We start from the raw sequence: 17,336 nt of genomic DNA, 5'->3' as shown, positions 1-17,336 counted from the left end.
CCGAGGCGCTCCGGGCCTGCACCCGGGCCCGTCCCCGGCCTGAGGGCTCCCGGGCCGGGGGAGGTCGGATCGGGGGCTCCCGGCCCGGGCGATGCCGGCGCAAAACCGCCGGCCCGATCGGCGGGCGGATGATGAAGTGGGGCCATGACCAGCCTCCACGACACCGCCCTGACCTTCCGGGCGCTGCACACCGGTGCCGCGCCCCTCGCCCTCGCCAACGTCTGGGACGCGGCGGGCGCCCGACTCGTCGCCGACGCCGGAGCGAGCGCGGTGGCCACCACCAGCGCCGGGGTCGCCTGGGGCCTGGGCGCGGCCGACGGCGATCGGCTGGGCCGCGAGCGGGCCCTCGAACTCGTCGCCCGGGTGGTGGCCGCGGTCGACGTCCCGGTCACCGCGGACATCGAGAGCGGCTTCGGCGAGGACCCGGAGGGGGTCGCCGAGACCATTCGCGGCGTGCTGGCCGCCGGCGCCGTGGGCGTCAACCTGGAGGACGCCCTGCACGCCGGTCCGGTGCCGTTGCGGGCGGTCGCCGACCAGGTCGAGCGGATCGCCGCGGCGCGGGCCGCCGCGGACAGCGCGGGCGTCGCGCTGTTCGTCAACGCCCGGGTGGACACCTACCTGCGCGGCGCCGGCGGCCCCGCCGACCGGCTGCGCGAAACCCTCGACCGGGCGACCGCCTACCTCGCGGCCGGCGCCGACGGCATCTTCGTCCCCGGCGTCACCGACCCGACCACCGTGGCCACCCTCGTCGAGGCCCTGCCCGCCCCGCTGAACGTACTGGTCGGCCCCGGCGCCCCCACCGTCGCCGAACTCGGCAAGCTCGGCGTGGCCCGGGTCAGCCTCGGCTCGGCCATCGCCGAGGCGGCCTACGCCGTGGTCCGCCGCTCGGCCCGGGAACTGTTCGAGACCGGCACATACACCGCGCTCACCGACTCGATCCCCTACGGCGACCTGAACGCCCTCCTGGCCCGCTGACCCACCCCCACACCGCCGGCGCCCCCACCCACCCGGGCCGGGCGCCGGCGGGGAGCTACCCGAAAGCCAACGTGTCCGTGCCCGCCGGGCGGCGCAGCACGGTCAGCCGATCGGCCAGGTCGCTGCCCGGCGGCGGGGTGTACAACACCACGCGCCGGTTGTCCTCGGGGGTGATCAACACCTGGCAGTCCACCTCCACCAGGCCCAACACCGCGTGCCGGACCCGCATCCGGCTGTGCCGACGAACCGCGACCTCGTGCCGGTCCCACAGCTCGGCGAACTCCTCGCTGGCCTCGCGCAACCGGGTCACCAGGCGCCGCACCACCGGATCGTCCGGGCGATGCGCCGCGGCGGCGCGCAGGTCGGCGACGTGCAGCCGGCTGTGGTAGTCGTGCTCCTCGACCGGATACGCGGCACGCGGGCCGGTGTCGCCGAACCAGCGCCACACCACGTTGCGACCATGCTCGGAGACCGTGCACACCCCGCCCAACAGCGCCTGCGCCATCGCGTTCTGCGCGAGCACGTCACCGAGGTCGTCGAGCACCTGGGCCGGCGTCGCCGCCAACTGGTCGAGCAGGTGCAGCAGCGCGGGCGCCACCTCGTCCCCGGCGATCCGCACCGCGGGCGGTCGGTGGCCGGCCAGCAGGTGAAGGTGATCGCGTTCGTCGTCGCTCAGCCGCAACGCCCGGGCCAGCGCGCCGAGCATCTGGGTCGAGGGCTGCGGACCGCGGGCCTGTTCCAGGCGGATGTAGTAGTCGGCGGACATGCCCGCGAGGCGGGCCACCTCCTCGCGGCGCAGGCCCGGCGTACGGCGCCGGGAACCGGCGGGCAGGCCCGCGTCCTGCGGAGACACCCGGGCCCGGGAGCGGCGCAGGAAGTCGGCGAGTTCACCGCGAGCGATCGTCATATCGGTCATCGTGCCGCATCGCCCCGGTTGCCAACCTGGGACCGGCGATCCCAGGGTCGGCGAGGCTCTCCCGGCCCGATCCGCGCGACGGCAGAGTTCCGGATGTCGGGTCGTTCGGCTCGACACCACCCCACTCGAAGCGCCGGACCTGCGGATTCGCGGTCCGGGCCGCCCGAGCCGGTCCACCGGGAGCACCCCATGCCCATCGTCGAGGTCGCCGACGCCCAGGTCCACTACACCCTCTCCGGCACCGGGTCCGGCCCCGCGCTGCTGCTCGTGCACGGCACCGGATCCGTGGGCGCGCCGGTGAACTGGGGGGCCACCGTCCCGCTGTTCGATCACGAGCGGGTGGTGATCACCCCCGATCTGTCCGGGACCGACGCCACCCCCGACGCCGGCGGCGCGCTCACCGTCGAGATCCTGGCGGGCCAGGTGATCGCGGTGATCGAGGACGCCGGCACGGGAGCGGTCGACCTGCTCGGCTTCTCGATGGGTTCGACCGTGGTCGCGGCCGTCGCCGCGCTGCGCCCGGACCTGGTCCGCCGGCTGATCCTGGTCGCCGGGTGGGCGCACGTGGACAGCGACGAATACCTGCGCAACCTGTTCACCGTGTGGCGGCGGCTGGGACGCACCGACGCCGAGTCGTTCTCCCGGAACGTGACGATGACCGGCTTCAGCCGGGGCTTCCTGAACTCGATCGGTCGCGACGCGGTGGAGGCGATGCTGGCGAACATGCCGCCCACGCCGGGCACCCTGCGGCACGTGGACTACAACCTCACCGCCGACCTGCGCCCGCTGCTGCCCGCGATCGAGGCCCGCACGCTGGTCGTCGGCTGCACTCGGGACGCCACCATCCCGGTCGAGCACAGCCGCGCGCTGCACGAGGCGATCGCCGACAGCACGTACGCGGAGATCGACTCCGGACACGTGGTGATGTTCGAGAAGCAGGAGGAGTTCGTCGAGACGGTACGCGAGTTCCTCGTCGCCGGCTGAACCACGTGCCCCGGAAGCCCCCGATGCACTCCCCCCTCGTCCCGCCGCCGACCGATCGCGGGAAATCCCGCTGACCCGGCACCCCGCCCCGGCCCACAATGTGGATTCGGCGAGCGGGGTGGGGGCCGGCGCGGTGGCCGGCGGTGTCCCGGGCCGGCCGAACCGCTGTCGGTCGGCACTGGGATCATCGAACGACACCGAGGGGAGGTGACGGACGTGGCGTACGGCGAACGTGCCCCGCAGGCGCCGATCGTGAGTCTGACCGACCGTCGGGCGCTGGAGGCATGGCGGCCGGCCGACGACGAGGTGATCGCGCGGGCCCGCAAACTCAAGGAAGAGGCGCTGCTCGACTTCGGCATGGAACTGTCGGTCATCGCCTCGTGGTTGTACACCAAGTGCCACCACCACATCCCGACCACCGCGATCGACACCGCGGCCGTGATGGCCTCCGGCGACGGCACCTGTCTGCTCCTGTACAACCCGCAGTTCTTCTGCGATCTGGGCCTGGACGGCGTGAAGTTCGTGCTCTTCCACGAGGCCCGGCACCTGATCCAACGGCACCTGTTCGCCGAGTCCGAGTTGCGCGCCGACCCGGTGTTCACGCTCGCGGCCGAGGTGACCATCAACCACGTCGCGATGGCCCGGCTGGGCCGCAGCAAACTGCCGATCCTGCGCCGACTCGACCCGGACACCGGCGCCCTGATCGAGGACCCCACCGGCATCGACCCGAGGAGGGTCCACCGCGACTACGTCCAGGACCTCACCGACCAGGGCCTGGCCGCACTGTCCTACGACGACTTCGTGGACACCGACTCGACCGTCTACGCCGAGCTCAAGCGCATGAAGAACCCGCCGGTGCCGCCCCCGCTGTGCGTGCACGTGCTGCTGGGCGAGGGCACCGGCCACAACGACGGCATGGACGGCGAGACCGTCGGCCGGGTGGCCTCCGAGGTGCTGCGCAGCGTGCTGCTCGCCGCCCGCCGCGGCGAACGGCTGGCCCGACAGGAGTTGCTCGACCTGCTCGCCCGCACCGACGGCGCCACCGACCGCACCTCCAAGTTGTGGGGCGACCTGGGCGCCGGCTTCCTGCGCGGCGAGACCCAGCGCACCCGCCGGGTCGAGTGGTGGCAGCAGTGGCTGGTGGACGTGCTCGCGTCCAAGCTCCGCGAGGGCGAACGCCTGGTCTATCCGAAGAAACGCGGGGCGCTGCTGGCCGCGCTGGGCCACGACCCGATGCTCGCCCGACGCGGACTCGAACGCACCAAGGTCGTGGTGATCGCCTACGACACCTCCGGCTCGATGCCCGACCAGGTGGTGAGCTGGCTGACCGAGTTGGTCGGCAAGGCCGACGGCGTCGAGACGCACTGGCTCAGCTTCGACGGCACCGTGATGCCGTTCAAGCCGGGCGAACGGGTGCTGGGCGGCGGCGGCACCAACTTCCAGAACGTGGCCGACTACGTCGAGGGACGACTGGAGATCGAGGGGTCGGGCCGCTTCGACGAATCGGTCGACGCGGTGGTGATGCTCACCGACGGCTACGCGCCGCCGATCACTCCGGCCGACCCGGACAAATGGATCTGGCTGATCACCGAGGGCGGAGACGACTGGCCGGAGCGGCACCACCCGTCGATGGACTGTCACCGCGTCCTCACCGGCGACCACTGATCGGGGCCGGTCATGCCGACGCGCCTCGCCGAAGAGCCCTCCGCAGCACGCCGTGCGCAGCACCCGGAAGGAACCATGACGATCACCGCTGACCCCACGCGCGCCGGCCGCCCCGCGTCCGAGCCCAAGTGGAAGGCCACCGCCACCTACCCCGAACGTCCCAAGGGCTGGAAGGGCGTGTCCAAGCTGGAGGAGTTCATCGACGCGATGATCGACCTCGGCCAGACCGGCCAGATCTTCGGCGAGCACGGCATCGGCAAGACGGCGACCTTCTTCAGCCACATCCCCGACCGGCACGACGACACGATCCTGGTCTTCGTACCCGCCGCCAACCTCACTCCCGACGACCTGCTGATCAACGCACCCGTCCGGGACGAACGCACCGGCGAACTCGTGCTGCGCCAGCTCATCATGCGTCAACTGCGGCCCGGCAAACGGTTCGTGCTGCTGATCGACGACGCGCTGCAGGCGGGCGAGACGATCCAGTCGCAGCTCATGCAGGTCGCCTGCAACTGGACGCTGGGCGAACACGATCTGCGCGAACTGGGCTGTGTGGGCGTCTTCCTCACCGACAACGAGTCGCTGTCCGAGACCGCGACCCGGCGCACCGACCTGGCCATCCTGGACCGGATGGTCACCGTCAAGATCACCGCGACCGACACCGCGTGGCGGTACAAGCTCGCCGAGCGCTTCGCCGGCACCGACCTGACCCCGATCTTCCAGGTCTGGACGAGCCTGTCCCCGGCACTGCGCCAACTGGTGTCCCCGCGCACCCTGGAGCACGTGATCGACTGCGCGCTGGCTGGCTTCCCGCTGGTGTGGGGGCTGCCGTTGGTCAACGGCGAGCGGCTGGCGCTGACCGAGACCAAGAAGGACGGCTCCCCCGGCCCGGACCGCACCGACGAGGTGCTCGACCGGATCGCCGCGGGCCTGAACGTGCGCAACCCCGACCAGACGCCGGACTCGGTGCGCCGGATCGTCCGCGAGGCGATCCGGCGCCGCTGGTCGGTGCTGATCCAGGGCCCGCCCGGCTGCGGCAAGACCGAGGTGGTGCGGGACGTGGTGCGCGGCGAACTCGGTCGTGAGCCGCTCTACTTCTCGCTGCCGGTGACCAACGTCGAGGACCTGTGCGCACCGGTGCCCACGCCGGACGGTTCGCTGGAGAACCTGCTCGCCGCCAAGTTCACCGATCCCGGCGCCAAGGTGATCGTGTGGGACGAGTACAACCGGCCCAAGGACAAGTCGACCTTCGCCAAACTGATGGAGGTCACCCAGGAGTGGTCCATCGCGGGCCGCCCGATTCCCGGCCTGCGCGCGCAGATCGCCCTGCAGAACCCGCCGTACCACCTCGGCCGCAAGATGCTCGTCTCGCGCAACAACATCGCGCAGGCGACCCGCTTCACCGCGTCGCTGACCATCCGCCCCGAGGACATCCCCGCCAACGAGTGGTTGATCAGCACCTACGGCCCGGTCGCCGAGACGGTGCTGGAGTGGTGGAAGAACGACATCGACGACGAGGGCCGCGACTGGATCACCAAGCGCACCCTGGAGCGGCTGATCAAGCTGCACAAGCGCGAACTGCCGCTGGAGATGGCGAAGGTCTACCTCGGCGACGGCGAGTACGCACCGGTGCCGCTGAACGCGCTCGAGGCCCGATTCGCGGAGAACCCGGCCACCGGGCTGGGCGACATCTCGGCCAATCTGGCCGAGTGGGTGCGCCGACTGGAGGCCGCCAACGAGGAGTCCGGCGAGGGCACCGACGACACCGACATCGTGCACCAGGTGCTGGCCAACGCCGAGTTGTCGCAGTTGCGCGAACATCTGGACACCGTGGCGCAGTTGCTGGCCGGCCTGCCGCCGAAGCTGCGTTCGAGCTACCTGGTCGGCCAGTCCGCGGACAAACAGCGCTTCTGGATCGAGGCGTTCGCGAAGATGCCGAGGAAGTAGGCCGAGGATCCGGGTTGTCCGGCCGGCGCCGAGGAACCGGTCCCGGCCCCGTGGCCGAAGGCGTCGGCCCCGCCCGTCAGCGTTTGCGGCGGGCGGTGCCGAACAGACTGCGGGTGATCTCCCGGCCGATCTGGGTGCCCATCGAGCGCAGCACGGATTTGACCGCCGAGTTGCCCATCACCTGGCCGACCACGTCCGACTTCGGCTTGTCCGCGCGCCCGCGCCCGGCCGCCGGTTCGGGCGCGGGCGCCGCGTCCGGCTCGGCGGGCGGCGCCTGCGCGGCCGTCAGCTTCTCGAACGCCGACTCGCGATCGACGGCCGTGCCGTACTTGGCGAACAGCGGCGACCCGGCCACCGCCGCCGACATCGTCTCCGCCGGGATCGGCGCCATCAGCGACACCGGTGCCCGCAGCCGGGTCCAGGCCACCGGCGTCGGGGCGCCGCTCTCGCCGAGCACGGTGACCACCGCCTCGCCGGTGCCCGCCCGGGTGAGCACCTGGTCCAGGTCGTAGGCCGAACGCGGGAACGTGGACACGGTGGCCTTGAGCGCCTTGGCGTCCTCGGGGGTGAACGCACGCAGCGCGTGCTGCACCCGATTGCCCAACTGGGACAACACGTCGCCCGGCACGTCCCGCGGCGTTTGGGTGACGAACATTATTGATAGATTCCCCCCTATGACAAAACAACGAGCCGTCGGATACATCAGGCAAAGCCAGGAGCGCCGAGACCGTTCCGAAGCGTCGCCACGCGCCCAACGAGAAGGCATCCACGCCGAATCAGCAAGGCGAGGATACGAATATTTGGCCGACTACGAGGACAAAGACCTCTCTGGCTACAAGCAAGGAGTTGTACGCCCGCAGTTCGAGAAGTTACTCAACGATGCCCGGGCAGGGCTTTTAGACGTGATCATCGTATTCTACATCAGCCGGTTTTCACGACTGCGCCCCGAGGATGCCATCCCGGTTGTGATGGAGCTTCACCGACTCGGGGTGACGATCGTCTCTGTAAACGAAGGCGATTTCCCCCCGGGCGACACCATGAAGCTCATTATGCTGATCTTTCGGCTAGACGCGGCCCACCAAGAAAGCGTCAATAAGTCCGAACACGTGAAGAGCGCGAAGAAGATTCTCCGAAATGCGGGATCGTGGGTGGGGGGATTGCCCCCCTATGGATTCGAGACCAAAGAAGTTCACGAGAATGGTCTCACACTTCGGAAACTCGTTATCGTTCCGGAGGAAGCGGCAGTTATTCAAGCCGTAGTAGCAATGATTCTTGTCAGCCTCAATGTTCCGGCAAAGGCCGGAGAGAGACACCCCGGCTCCCTTGCTGGTATCTGCTCCGACCTAAACGAACATAATGTGCAGACCAAGACGGCGCGGCTCAACGGAAAATGGAGGGGTGCCGTTACTGTCAGCACCCCAGGCCGGGGCGTACCACCGCACTGGGAAGTGACCACGCTTAAACGGATCTTGCTCGATCCACGCCTGATCGGTCACGCGGTAGAACCAATCTACCAACGAACGGAAATGAAGGACGGACGGGTTCGCAATAAGATTACCGGATACCGCACTATCCGCGACCCTGAAACCCAGGAACCCATAATCAGCCATCCGGCAATCCTAGAGCCCGCTGATTGGTACAAAATTCAGGCTTGGCTCACGACCCGGGGCCGGGGCAAGGGCCTCAGCAGGGGAAGCAACCTACTTAGCGGTCTTGCAAAACTTTTCTGCGAAGATGGGTTCACGATGGCGAGCAACGGCGGGACCGGATCGGCGGGAAGCTATCGATGCAATCGCCCGAAAGGCTCTACGACCGTTGGCCATGCTGGCGGGAACAGCATCAACCGCGCACACGTCGAGGAACACGTGGTGCGCGCGGTGTTCACCAAGATCACTAATGCCGACGACGAAGACCCCGAGACTCTCGCAATCATTGCCGAGGCGTCACGCCGTTACGCAGCCACCGTCACAAATCCACAGGCCATAGCCGAAACCACGGATCTGGTAGTACGCAGGGCCGACAAGAAAGCGGCACAGGAGCAACTTTATGACGACCTTGAAAACGGGATCTACGATGGGAAGATCGGTCGAGGACGCTTCAAGGAAAGGAAAGCGCTTCTAGAGGCGGAGATTATAACCATTGAGTCCCGACTGGCAAATCTCGCTCAAATCGAGACCCCTATTCTCCCTATCGACCAATGGACTAACACAGATGACCCGGAGGGCGATCCCCTCGGACCCGGGTCCTGGTGGGATACAGCAACGCTAGTAGATCGACGTTCGTTCCTCTGTCTGTTCATCGATCGAATCGAAGTGGCAAAAGCAGCATCTCGCGGCAACAAGTGGATGGAGTACGACGCGAGTAAGCGCGTCACTATCAAGTGGGCCAGCAGGCCGCCGGAGGAGCCCGAATAGGATTCATGCACGGTCCGCCCGGAGAAGACTCCCGGGCGGACCTCGTTTCTGTGCCTTACTCAGTGAAAGCAAGAACCGGCTTGACATAGGTTACGCCAGTCGTCACCTTGACCTGATGCAAGGAGATCCGCCAGACGACCCCCTCATAATTGGAGCCGATTTCCTCTTTAAGAGCCATGGCATTTTCAGCGAATCGCCATGACACCGATCGCATTCGGAAAATTCCGACCCCCGGAGCGGAAGCCAGCCGGAAGGCGATAGTGACGTTTGGCTGCGGACCCATCCCAGAGCGAGTAAGGGCCCTACGGTCTATTGGAGACGACGGGCAGCCGCAAGAGCGCCCTTCACTCGAATCGGGCGACAGGAAATACCGCCCATCACAATGGTGAACCAATCCGCCATTGGCCCATTGCCGCATGTCGAATTTGATGGAGTGTGGACCATCTAGAATTATTCCTACGGTCTGCGCACGAGTCATCACTTCATAACGATCCTCACTACTCGTGTTCCATTCCGTCCATTCCCCATCGAATATTCGGGCCACGGCCGACGCCTCTTGTTTGTCGTGCAGTGTCAAACGCCATGTGCACAAGGCGAGTGGTCTACCGGCCATCATGCGACCAGAGCGCAGCCAACCAGCGAACTCACTGGCCATCAGACCACCGTTGTTCCCGTGACATCTCCCGACCGATGGTCAGGTCTTGGGCAATTCCGGCAGCCACCAGCGCGGCACCGGGTGAGTGACCCTGGACAACGAAACGCCACATAGACAACGTCGTCCGGTCGGTGCCATCCGGTAGAGAACCGTCAGCAGCGCGCCGATACTCGGCACGGGCCGCCCGCAATGCGCCGTAGGTGGTCGAGTAGACGCGCGACTTCGAGAGGGTGTGTCCCCGGAAGGCGATCGTGTGCGCCCAGGCGCGCATGCGCAGGTGGGCCAAGGCGGGCAGTCCGCCCAGGTCCCAGCAGGTGCGCAGAAGGGCCCTTACGTGGTCCGTGACGGGTAGGAACTCGATGGTGGAGCGGTGGGTGATGCGGGTGTCGGTGCCGCCGCCGACCACGGTGGACTTCGTGACGTACTTCGCCAGGTAGCCGGCCACCGCCTCATCCGAGAGCGCACCCGTCACCCGCAGCGGCCGGACGTCGAGTTGCCGCCCCCAGCGCAGGACGTACGAGCCGAGAGCTTGGGACTCCGGTGCGTACACCCGCACGGCAGCGGCAGCTTCGGGCACGAGCGCAGCCAGGAGTTCCGCCGAGGCCCAGGCTGGCGGAGGCGAGGAGGGCCCGTCGGGGCCGTCCAGGCGCACGACCGCATGCAGGTGGATCGCGCCGCGCGCTTGGTATTCGGCGACCTTGGCGAAGGCGAGCCGGACGTGGTCGCGCAGACGCGATCGAGGGATACCCGCCGCCGAGGCCAGGCGCCGGCGCACGGTGTGGGTGAAGCCGTCCCAGAGGGGCCCCACGTGTGCATTCCACAGCACGTGGTGCGGGTATTCGTAGCAGGCCCGGCACAGCGGCTGCCCGAGGACACGATCACCGGGCGAATGCGCACGAGGGCAGCCGCGGTGCCTACCGTGTTCGCAAACGTCGCCAACGCGTCTGGGTCGGCAGGGCCCCTCGGTCGTCGCGCGATGGACCGGCCCGAACGAGGGAGCCGTCAAGGTCAGGAACAGACTCGGATGCTCACGCACCAGGTCCGGGACACCCTTACCGCCGACCAGGCCCGCGCGGACGAGGTGGAAGGTGTCGCCCTGGTGTTCGTAGGAACACGGCGCACAGCGTGAGGCCCGCCTATTGCGGCAGCGCACGGCCAGCCGGCCACCAGGTTCGGTTTCGGTCGAGTAGGCGGAGACCACCGCCCCGGACGTGTCACGGGTAACGGTGGAGCCGCTCAGGTAGACGGGGTGTTCGCACCCGCCGGTTGCGCGGATCTGTTCGATCCAGCGTCCGAAGCCGGGCAGGTTGGCTATGCGGATCAGGTCTTGGTCGATGGGTGAAAGCGCGGCGAGCCGTGCCCGATCGACGTATCGGGCACGGCTGTTCACTCGGTCGGGATCGGGGGTGTGCGGGGTGGTGCTCTGCAAGGGTGGTGCCTCCAGGCAGCCGGAAGAGTGGGGTGCTCGGGTGGCGCCGAACGGCGTGGGAAAGTGGTCACGACGGGGGTCCTTCCGGTGGGTGGTGGCATGGTCGTGCAGTGGTCAGCGGGTGGTGCCTCTGCCCCGGCAGCACCGGCACTTGCGCCGCCGGCCGGTACGGGTGCGGGTACTGCGATCGCCGTGGCAGACGGGGCACAGGATGGGACGCATGCTCAAGTGGTGCGCTCCTTGCTGGGATGGTCAGCCGGCGTGGAAGACGACAGCCGCCAGGGAGGCGACCAGCGCCGAAATGGACGGCGCCAGCGTCGTTTGTGCGAGGTAGAACCCGAACAGGCTGACCACCACGACTTGCCAGACGCGCAGTTCGCCAGCGCGGACGAGCATGAACACGACCAAGGCGAACACGATGATCAGCGGGAACGTGGCTTGGGAGTCGGTCACGGTGCCCCCTTGCCGCAGCTCGCCAGGGCCGCAGCCAGCGCGGGCAGGTGGGGGGTCGTGTGGGCATGGGCTGCGCAGACACGCACTGCTTCCTTCGGGGAGACCAGGAGCGACCGGGCCCGCATCCAGTCGCCGCCCACGCCTGTCAGGATCGCCACGCCCGGCTCGTCGGCGGATATCGTCTGTGCGGCATCGATCGCGTCCGGGGCGAGGTCGCCAAGGACCATCTCGGCCGTACCGGAGTCGGACACGCGATGGCACACCCGGCCGGCCAGTTGCGCCCGCAGCGCTGTTGCCCCGGGCCCCAGGTCCGAACCCACCCGCTGACCGGCGACGACCAGGTGAACACCGAGCGCCGCGCCAAGTTGGGCAAGCCGCACCAGCGCCGTGGCCGCCCGCGCTGCTTCGTCCTTGTCCGCGCGCGAGGCCGCAAGGAACAGCTCCGCGACTTCGTCCACCAGGACCACGATGGGCATTGGCCGCTTGCCGCCGGGCAGTTCCCACACCGAGCGTGCGCCGGCAAACCGACAGACGGTCATTCTTAGTTGTGTCTCCACGACCAGGGCCTCTAGAAGCGCCGTGGCCTCTCGGCGCGTCGTGGCCAGCGCCGACAGACGCGGACCCACCGGCGACAGTTCAAGACCGCCCTTCAGGTCGATGCCGACCAGGGCCACGGGTTGCGGAGCGAGCCGGGTCACCAGCGCACTCAGCAGCGTGGACTTCCCCGATTGGGTGGCGCCGACGATCAGCCAGTGCGGCACGGCCCGGAAGTCGATCACCCATGGGGCCCCGTCCTCCCTACGGCCGACCCGGGCGCACATCAGCGGATCCGCCGACCCGGGTCCCACCAGTGCGCACGGGTCCGCCAGGGGATCGACCGACAGCGCGGTGAGGCGGACCCGGCCACGCTCCGGCGAGGTCACCCGCACCGCGTGCACGCGCCAGGCGTGCGCCAGGGAGTCCGCCGCAGCGGCGTAGCCGCCAGGGGTCTGCCCGGCGTGCATGCGCACCGTCACCACCAGGCCGCCCGGACGCGGCCGGGGAATGCCGATCCGGGGTGTGATGGGCCGCAGCGGCTGCCCACGCACGATGAGCGTCCCCAGCAGTGCCAGGGGCGGACGGCGGGTGATGGTCAGGCCCCGCTCGATCGCCAGCGGACGCCACGACCGCAGCACCCGCACCGCCACCGGCACGAACCCGACCGCGTACCACCAGCCGATCGGGAAGCGCCGCCGCAGCAGCGGAGCGGCGAGGACGACCCCCGCCACCAGGACGAGCAGGCACCAGACCAGTAACTGACGCAGCATCAGGCGTCACCCGCCTTGTCCTTGCCGCCGCGCAAGGCGGACGCGAGCGGGCCGCCGCCCGCAGGGTCGGCCGGTACCGCCGGGGCGATCGAGTCGGCCCGGAACGAGGTGCCGTGCCGGCCGCCCTGCTCCCAGGTGAACGCGATCAAGCCGTGTGCAACGACACGGACACCCTCCAGGATCCCGACCGGTTCGCCGGACACGGCGATCTCGATCACCGACGCGCGCCGGGTGTTCTGTTGCCGGACGGATACACCGACCGTCCAGACGGTTTCTCCGTCCTTGTCGACCTTGAGTTCACCGGTTTCCCGGTTGACGAGCTTGGGTTCCGGCCCGACGACGCACAGGAGCGTCCCGAGCCGGTTGACGTCCACAGGAATGGACTGCATGGGGTGTGGCCTCCAGCCACTCACGGACGCCCGTCGGTTGTCGGACGTCACTTGTCATGACAAGTGTCAAGCACAAAGAGGCGTGACGCAAGTGACTTGTCAGGACAGGTGACATCAGCATGGGTGGCGCCATACAGTCGGAAGCAGACGAACCCGCGCCCACGGTGAACCGCAGCCACCGACGAGGAGACCCCATGGATCTAGTCCGACCCGCCGCGCTCTATAGGCAGTTGGCAACAGCGATCAGGGGAGATATCGAGTCGGGAGAGTACCCCCCGGGGTCGTTGCTGCCGTCCGAGAGTGCCCTGACCGAGCGGTACGGGGTGTCCCGTCCGACCGTGCGCCAGGCTCTGGCCGCACTGAGGACCGAGGGATTGGTCACCGTCCAACGGGGCCGGGGATCGTTCGTGCGCGCCGCCCAGAATGCGCCCGCCGTGACCCTGGACCGGACGATCACACGCAGCGCCGGCCGCTACGCCGACCCAGGCACCGAGTGGTCCCAGGACGAGGAACCCACCGCCTACCGCACCACCACCGACGCCATCACCGGGCCGGCCCTGGGCATGAACGAAGGCGAAGCAGCGTTCGGCTGCGACCGCCTGATCACCCACCGGCCCACCGGCACACGGGCGATGGTCCGCACGATCGTCCCGTTCGCCACCGCCGCCGGCGCCGAACTCGGAAACGACCCCACCCGCCCGCAGCCGGAGCTATACGCCGCGCTCGAAGCGGCCGGCCACCGCCTCACATGGCACGAGACCGTCACCGCCCGGACACCCACCCCGGACGAGACCACCGCGCTACGGCTGCCCGAGGGCACCCCCCTGCTAGTCGTGCACCGAGTTACCGCCGGCACGGCCGGACCGCTGATTCTCGAAGAGACCAGGGTCGGCACCGCCGCAGTCGCCTACCCGATCGTGGCCAAGGGCCGCGCCAAGGCCACCGCGCGGGAATGACCGCCCCGACGCACGCTCGATCCGTTCACCCACCGACGAAGGAGTCACCGTGACAACGCCGAACACCCCCGACAGCCCCTCCGTGATCGTGATGGCCATGTCCCCGAGCGATTTCTCGCGGCTCTGCCAAGACGGACAGCCGTGGCGAACTGCTGCGCCCCACGACCCTCACCGGTTCGTCGTCGTCGACGACGCGCCCGAACTCGCCGACCACTGGGCCCGCGCGTACTGGGTCGGCGACAACTGGATTTCGGTGATGCTCATCCGGTCCTACCTCGAAGCCCGAGGCCACAAATTCCAGATCGTCCACGACGACACGGATATCACTCACGCCGGATACGTCGTACTCACGAACTACTACATTGCGGACGCCGGCTAGCGCTCAGGATTCTTTCCGATAGGACGACGGACAGTCGTCACTGCGGAGATCGAGACCGAACCACTGCAAGGACAGGACGTCTACGGGCTTTCCGTCCCTCGGGATGGAAAGCCCGTAGTTTCCGGCCTCGAATGATTGCCCGCCGCCGGCCCAGACGTCACGGCCGTAGAATTGTTCGTCCCCCCAGGTCCCATCCCAGTGCAGGCACGTGTGCTCGGGTGGCGTGAAAGTCCACGTCTCCGCCATGGCGCACGGCGCGAAACGGGTTCCGCTCGGCAGGACCCACACGGGCCCCGGATCATCCGGAGACTTCTCCGCCACTACGTGCACCCGGGTATCCCCCGCCCTGTTGTTGCGGGTCCGCCACATGCGTGATTTCGCCGCCGCCGGCCCGCTCGCCCCCCAATAGTCGGCGGGTACGTCCTTAGCGTTGAGCAGGTCCCCGAGCGCCCCGCAGGCAGCGTCCGCCCCGGGCACGGTGACCAGCGAAGTACCCGACGCGGGCAGCGGATCGCCGTTCACGTTCTCCGCCCACAACAGCGACGTGTGAACCGCCCGCCAGGGACCCTCGCCCCTGCTCTGGCGAAAGACCACATACATGGTCCGTTGATCCGAGAGGACCGATATCCTCTGACTGGAGAGGAAATACCGGTCCGCCCCCGGCGGAGTCTGCCCCGTGGGATAGACACGGATATTCTCCACCGACTTCGGATAGTAGAATAGCGTCGGACTTTTCCCGTACTTCGCCACTCGGGATATACGATTCGCGTCCGACCCGAGAATGATCCCCGATTCCAGATCCTTGAGCGGGGCCGCATTCTTCGTCTCGAAGGCCGTTTCCTTCGCCGCCCAAAACGCGACCACGGTCGCGCGCGCGTCGGATTCGGATATGGCTGGCACCGGCGCCGGAGGCGACGCCACGGGTGGTAAGGACGGAGCCACAGACGTGAGGGCCGGGGACGAGGACGAGCGTGCGGACCGCTCCGAGGGATCGCCACCCGCACACGAAACCGCCGCCACCGCCAAGATCATCAATAAACTCATTTTCTTTTTCCGGATCATGCACGGGAGCCTAAACACCGTGTCAACCGAAATACCCGCGCGTGAAGATCATTCCGTCGGCCGAGAAATCGACCGCAGACGACCGGCGGAAGCCCCGCCCTGTCGATCCGGGCGAGGCCACTCGCGCTCAGGCCGGGTCGATGCCGTCCGGGTCGATAGCGTCCTGGTCGACGTCGTCCGGGTCGTCCGGGCGTGCCGGCCACAGCACCACATCCCGGAAGTCGTCTTCCCCGTCGACGTGATCGCGGTCGTGCTCTTGGTCGTGGTCCACGCATCCTCCTGTGTCGGGCCCAAGCCCCAGAATGGCCGAGACTTTCTCTACTTACTCAAGCCCGGCGCGTTCCGCGCCGGGGGCGGGCCCGCCCGGGGCGCCCGCCCCGGGCGTGCGGCGTGGCCGCCGATCCCGGGTCGACACCCCGGCCGGCCCCGCCCCCGTACACGAAACCGACGCGACATCGAGCACCAGGACGTGCACGTGGTGCGGCCCGCCCGGTACACGAAGCCGGCGCGGCAGGTCCGGCACAGCGGCTGCCCGAGGACACGACCATCGAGCCGGCGCGCGAGTGGGCAGCCGCGGTGCCTGCCTTCACAGAGAAGACACCGGTACGTCTTCCCCCGGGAACACCTCGCTCCGTGGGGGCCGGCATCCGCAGTCTTGAGCCACCTCCTCGCACGGGGACCCCGCGTCGGGCAAGGCCGGGGGCCCTCAGTGGGGAATTCGGGTGGGGAGCGGTGCTCCCCACTGTGCCGGCCAGCGTACGGGCCCCCGACCATGCCCGACCCCCGCACGGGCAGGACACCGGCCCAACACTGCGGACGCCGACCGCGCGCACCAGGCCGACACGTCACCGGCGCGGGGTTCACAACAGAGGAGGCGGGGTGATCCCAGGTGGGACCCACCCGCGCACCGCCGATACGGGTCAAAGGTGCCGGCCGCCCATGCTCACCCGCGTTCGATCGGGTCCCACGGGACAACCGGTGCGTGCACGGCATGACGGGACACGACCGCAGACCGCGCCGGGCCCTATGCCGCGCGAGACACCCGCCGCAGCCGGCTGGCCACCATCCGAGCAACGGCCACCGGCAGCCGGACATCCACGGTGGCGCAGCCGTCCGCCCCGGACACCACCACCACCCGGGCACCGTTGATGCCCAACTCGGCGAGCACGACGTTCAGTTCATCCGCCGCAGCGGCAGCGGCACGCCACGCCCCCAGATAGTCCACCCCGGCCACCCACAGCGACGATCCGGGATCCCAGTCCTCAGCCACCCCGCAGCCGTCTAGGTGACCCGTCCCGTCCGCACCCTCGTCCATGTCCACCGTGTCTCCTCCCAACGCCCGCCCAGCACAAGGACCTTGATGGACCGTCACGCAGAACTCAGCGCGACAACCCCGGTACCATCGGTACCGGGGTTCCATCAGGGCCCCACCCGGACCACCCCCATCCCCGCCAAGGTCGCGGGGTGGTCCGGACTGAACTATTCGGTTGGTCCCGGGGGATGCCCGAGTCGCGTCAAGGCATCCCCCGGAGGTCGATGGCGGCACCCGCTTTGGACAGGCGCCGCCACCCGTCGCCGCCGCGACGGCCCCGGAAGGGGGGCGCGCTTCCGGGGACTTGCAAGGTGCCCGAAGGATCGAACTTCGGACACCACCCCGCCGGGTCCGAACGGCGGACGGATTGACACACGCCCGCCCCGGCGAGGCACCCGGAGAAGTGGAACCGGACACTCCTCCGAGAACTCGAAGCGGTGCCCGGACCGCTCGAAGTCCGGGCACCGCCGCCCCGCCACCAGCAACCCAGTTT

At 68.7% G+C, this 17,336-nt stretch carries 16 protein-coding genes and 1 pseudogene; 7 read left to right on the top strand and 10 right to left on the bottom strand.

Annotated elements, in window-relative coordinates; all coding sequences use genetic code 11:
* Positions 1 to 144: 144 nt before the first annotated feature.
* Positions 145 to 975, top strand: coding sequence for an isocitrate lyase/phosphoenolpyruvate mutase family protein (locus ABZ374_RS28245; protein ID WP_360315910.1), 831 nt, complete (start codon positions 145 to 147; stop codon positions 973 to 975).
* Positions 976 to 1,030: 55 nt separating this feature from the next.
* Here the strand turns inward: ABZ374_RS28245 and ABZ374_RS28240 are convergent, their stop codons facing one another.
* Positions 1,031 to 1,891 (bottom strand): helix-turn-helix transcriptional regulator, encoded by an 861-nt coding sequence (locus ABZ374_RS28240; RefSeq protein ID WP_360315908.1) that lies wholly within the window; start codon positions 1,889 to 1,891, stop codon positions 1,031 to 1,033.
* A gap of 189 nt (positions 1,892 to 2,080) precedes the next feature.
* On the opposite strand from ABZ374_RS28240, the gene ABZ374_RS28235 reads away from it, so the two are divergent.
* The 3 genes from ABZ374_RS28235 (at position 2,081) to ABZ374_RS28225 (ending at position 6,487) form a co-directional block, all read left to right on the top strand.
* The gene (locus ABZ374_RS28235; protein ID WP_360315906.1) at positions 2,081 to 2,875 is read left to right on the top strand and encodes an alpha/beta hydrolase; all 795 of its coding nucleotides are present in this window, start codon (positions 2,081 to 2,083) and stop codon (positions 2,873 to 2,875) included.
* Between the two features lie 207 nt (positions 2,876 to 3,082).
* Positions 3,083 to 4,540, top strand: coding sequence for a hypothetical protein (locus ABZ374_RS28230; RefSeq protein ID WP_360315904.1), 1,458 nt, complete (start codon positions 3,083 to 3,085; stop codon positions 4,538 to 4,540).
* A 75-nt stretch (positions 4,541 to 4,615) separates the two neighbouring features.
* Positions 4,616 to 6,487, top strand: a complete 1,872-nt coding sequence (locus ABZ374_RS28225; protein ID WP_360315901.1) for an AAA family ATPase — start codon at positions 4,616 to 4,618, stop codon at positions 6,485 to 6,487.
* 76 nt (positions 6,488 to 6,563) lie between these two features.
* Here ABZ374_RS28225 and ABZ374_RS28220 read toward each other — a convergent pair.
* Positions 6,564 to 7,139 (bottom strand): annotated as a pseudogene (locus ABZ374_RS28220) (helicase HerA-like domain-containing protein); the annotation flags it as partial.
* A gap of 22 nt (positions 7,140 to 7,161) precedes the next feature.
* On the opposite strand from ABZ374_RS28220, the gene ABZ374_RS28215 reads away from it, so the two are divergent.
* Complete coding sequence (locus ABZ374_RS28215) at positions 7,162 to 8,901, top strand: recombinase family protein (protein WP_360315898.1); 1,740 nt, start codon at positions 7,162 to 7,164, stop codon at positions 8,899 to 8,901.
* A gap of 55 nt (positions 8,902 to 8,956) precedes the next feature.
* On the opposite strand, the gene ABZ374_RS28210 is transcribed toward ABZ374_RS28215, so the two are convergent.
* The 5 genes from ABZ374_RS28210 to ABZ374_RS28190 all read right to left on the bottom strand — a co-directional run bounded on the left by ABZ374_RS28210 (position 8,957) and on the right by ABZ374_RS28190 (position 13,134).
* Positions 8,957 to 9,514, bottom strand: a complete 558-nt coding sequence (locus ABZ374_RS28210; RefSeq protein WP_360316063.1) for a hypothetical protein — start codon at positions 9,512 to 9,514, stop codon at positions 8,957 to 8,959.
* Positions 9,515 to 9,545: 31 nt separating this feature from the next.
* A complete protein-coding gene (locus tag ABZ374_RS28205; protein ID WP_360315896.1) occupies positions 9,546 to 10,985 on the bottom strand; it encodes a replication initiator in 1,440 nt (479 codons plus the stop codon).
* Positions 10,986 to 11,237: 252 nt separating this feature from the next.
* The gene (locus tag ABZ374_RS28200; protein ID WP_360315893.1) at positions 11,238 to 11,438 is read right to left on the bottom strand and encodes a hypothetical protein; all 201 of its coding nucleotides are present in this window, start codon (positions 11,436 to 11,438) and stop codon (positions 11,238 to 11,240) included.
* Positions 11,435 to 12,745, bottom strand: coding sequence for an FtsK/SpoIIIE domain-containing protein (locus tag ABZ374_RS28195; RefSeq protein WP_360315890.1), 1,311 nt, complete (start codon positions 12,743 to 12,745; stop codon positions 11,435 to 11,437). Before ABZ374_RS28195 ends, ABZ374_RS28200 begins: the two co-directional genes overlap by 4 nt.
* Positions 12,745 to 13,134, bottom strand: coding sequence for a hypothetical protein (locus ABZ374_RS28190; RefSeq protein WP_360315887.1), 390 nt, complete (start codon positions 13,132 to 13,134; stop codon positions 12,745 to 12,747). The genes ABZ374_RS28195 and ABZ374_RS28190 overlap by 1 nt, the downstream gene beginning before the upstream one ends.
* A gap of 194 nt (positions 13,135 to 13,328) precedes the next feature.
* On the opposite strand from ABZ374_RS28190, the gene ABZ374_RS28185 reads away from it, so the two are divergent.
* Both ABZ374_RS28185 and ABZ374_RS28180 read left to right on the top strand, forming a co-directional pair.
* Complete coding sequence (locus ABZ374_RS28185; protein ID WP_360315885.1) at positions 13,329 to 14,090, top strand: GntR family transcriptional regulator; 762 nt, start codon at positions 13,329 to 13,331, stop codon at positions 14,088 to 14,090.
* A gap of 49 nt (positions 14,091 to 14,139) precedes the next feature.
* Positions 14,140 to 14,469: a hypothetical protein gene (locus ABZ374_RS28180; protein ID WP_360315883.1), complete on the top strand. Its 330-nt coding sequence runs from the start codon at positions 14,140 to 14,142 to the stop codon at positions 14,467 to 14,469.
* Between the two features lie 3 nt (positions 14,470 to 14,472).
* Here ABZ374_RS28180 and ABZ374_RS28175 read toward each other — a convergent pair whose 3' ends face one another.
* From ABZ374_RS28175 to ABZ374_RS28165, 3 genes are all read right to left on the bottom strand, one after another.
* On the bottom strand, positions 14,473 to 15,369 hold the full coding sequence (locus ABZ374_RS28175; protein WP_360315880.1) for a hypothetical protein: 897 nt from the start codon (positions 15,367 to 15,369) through the stop codon (positions 14,473 to 14,475).
* 289 nt (positions 15,370 to 15,658) lie between these two features.
* Positions 15,659 to 15,802 (bottom strand): hypothetical protein, encoded by a 144-nt coding sequence (locus ABZ374_RS28170; RefSeq protein ID WP_360315877.1) that lies wholly within the window; start codon positions 15,800 to 15,802, stop codon positions 15,659 to 15,661.
* Positions 15,803 to 16,555: 753 nt separating this feature from the next.
* Positions 16,556 to 16,852: a hypothetical protein gene (locus ABZ374_RS28165; RefSeq protein WP_360315874.1), complete on the bottom strand. Its 297-nt coding sequence runs from the start codon at positions 16,850 to 16,852 to the stop codon at positions 16,556 to 16,558.
* Positions 16,853 to 17,336 lie beyond the last annotated feature (484 nt).

The sequence above is a fragment of the Embleya sp. NPDC005971 genome, from assembly GCF_040629175.1.
Taxonomy (GTDB): domain Bacteria; phylum Actinomycetota; class Actinomycetes; order Streptomycetales; family Streptomycetaceae; genus Embleya.
The sequence above is the reverse complement of the archived record's forward strand: the minus strand, read 5'-3'. Positions and strand labels throughout refer to the sequence as shown.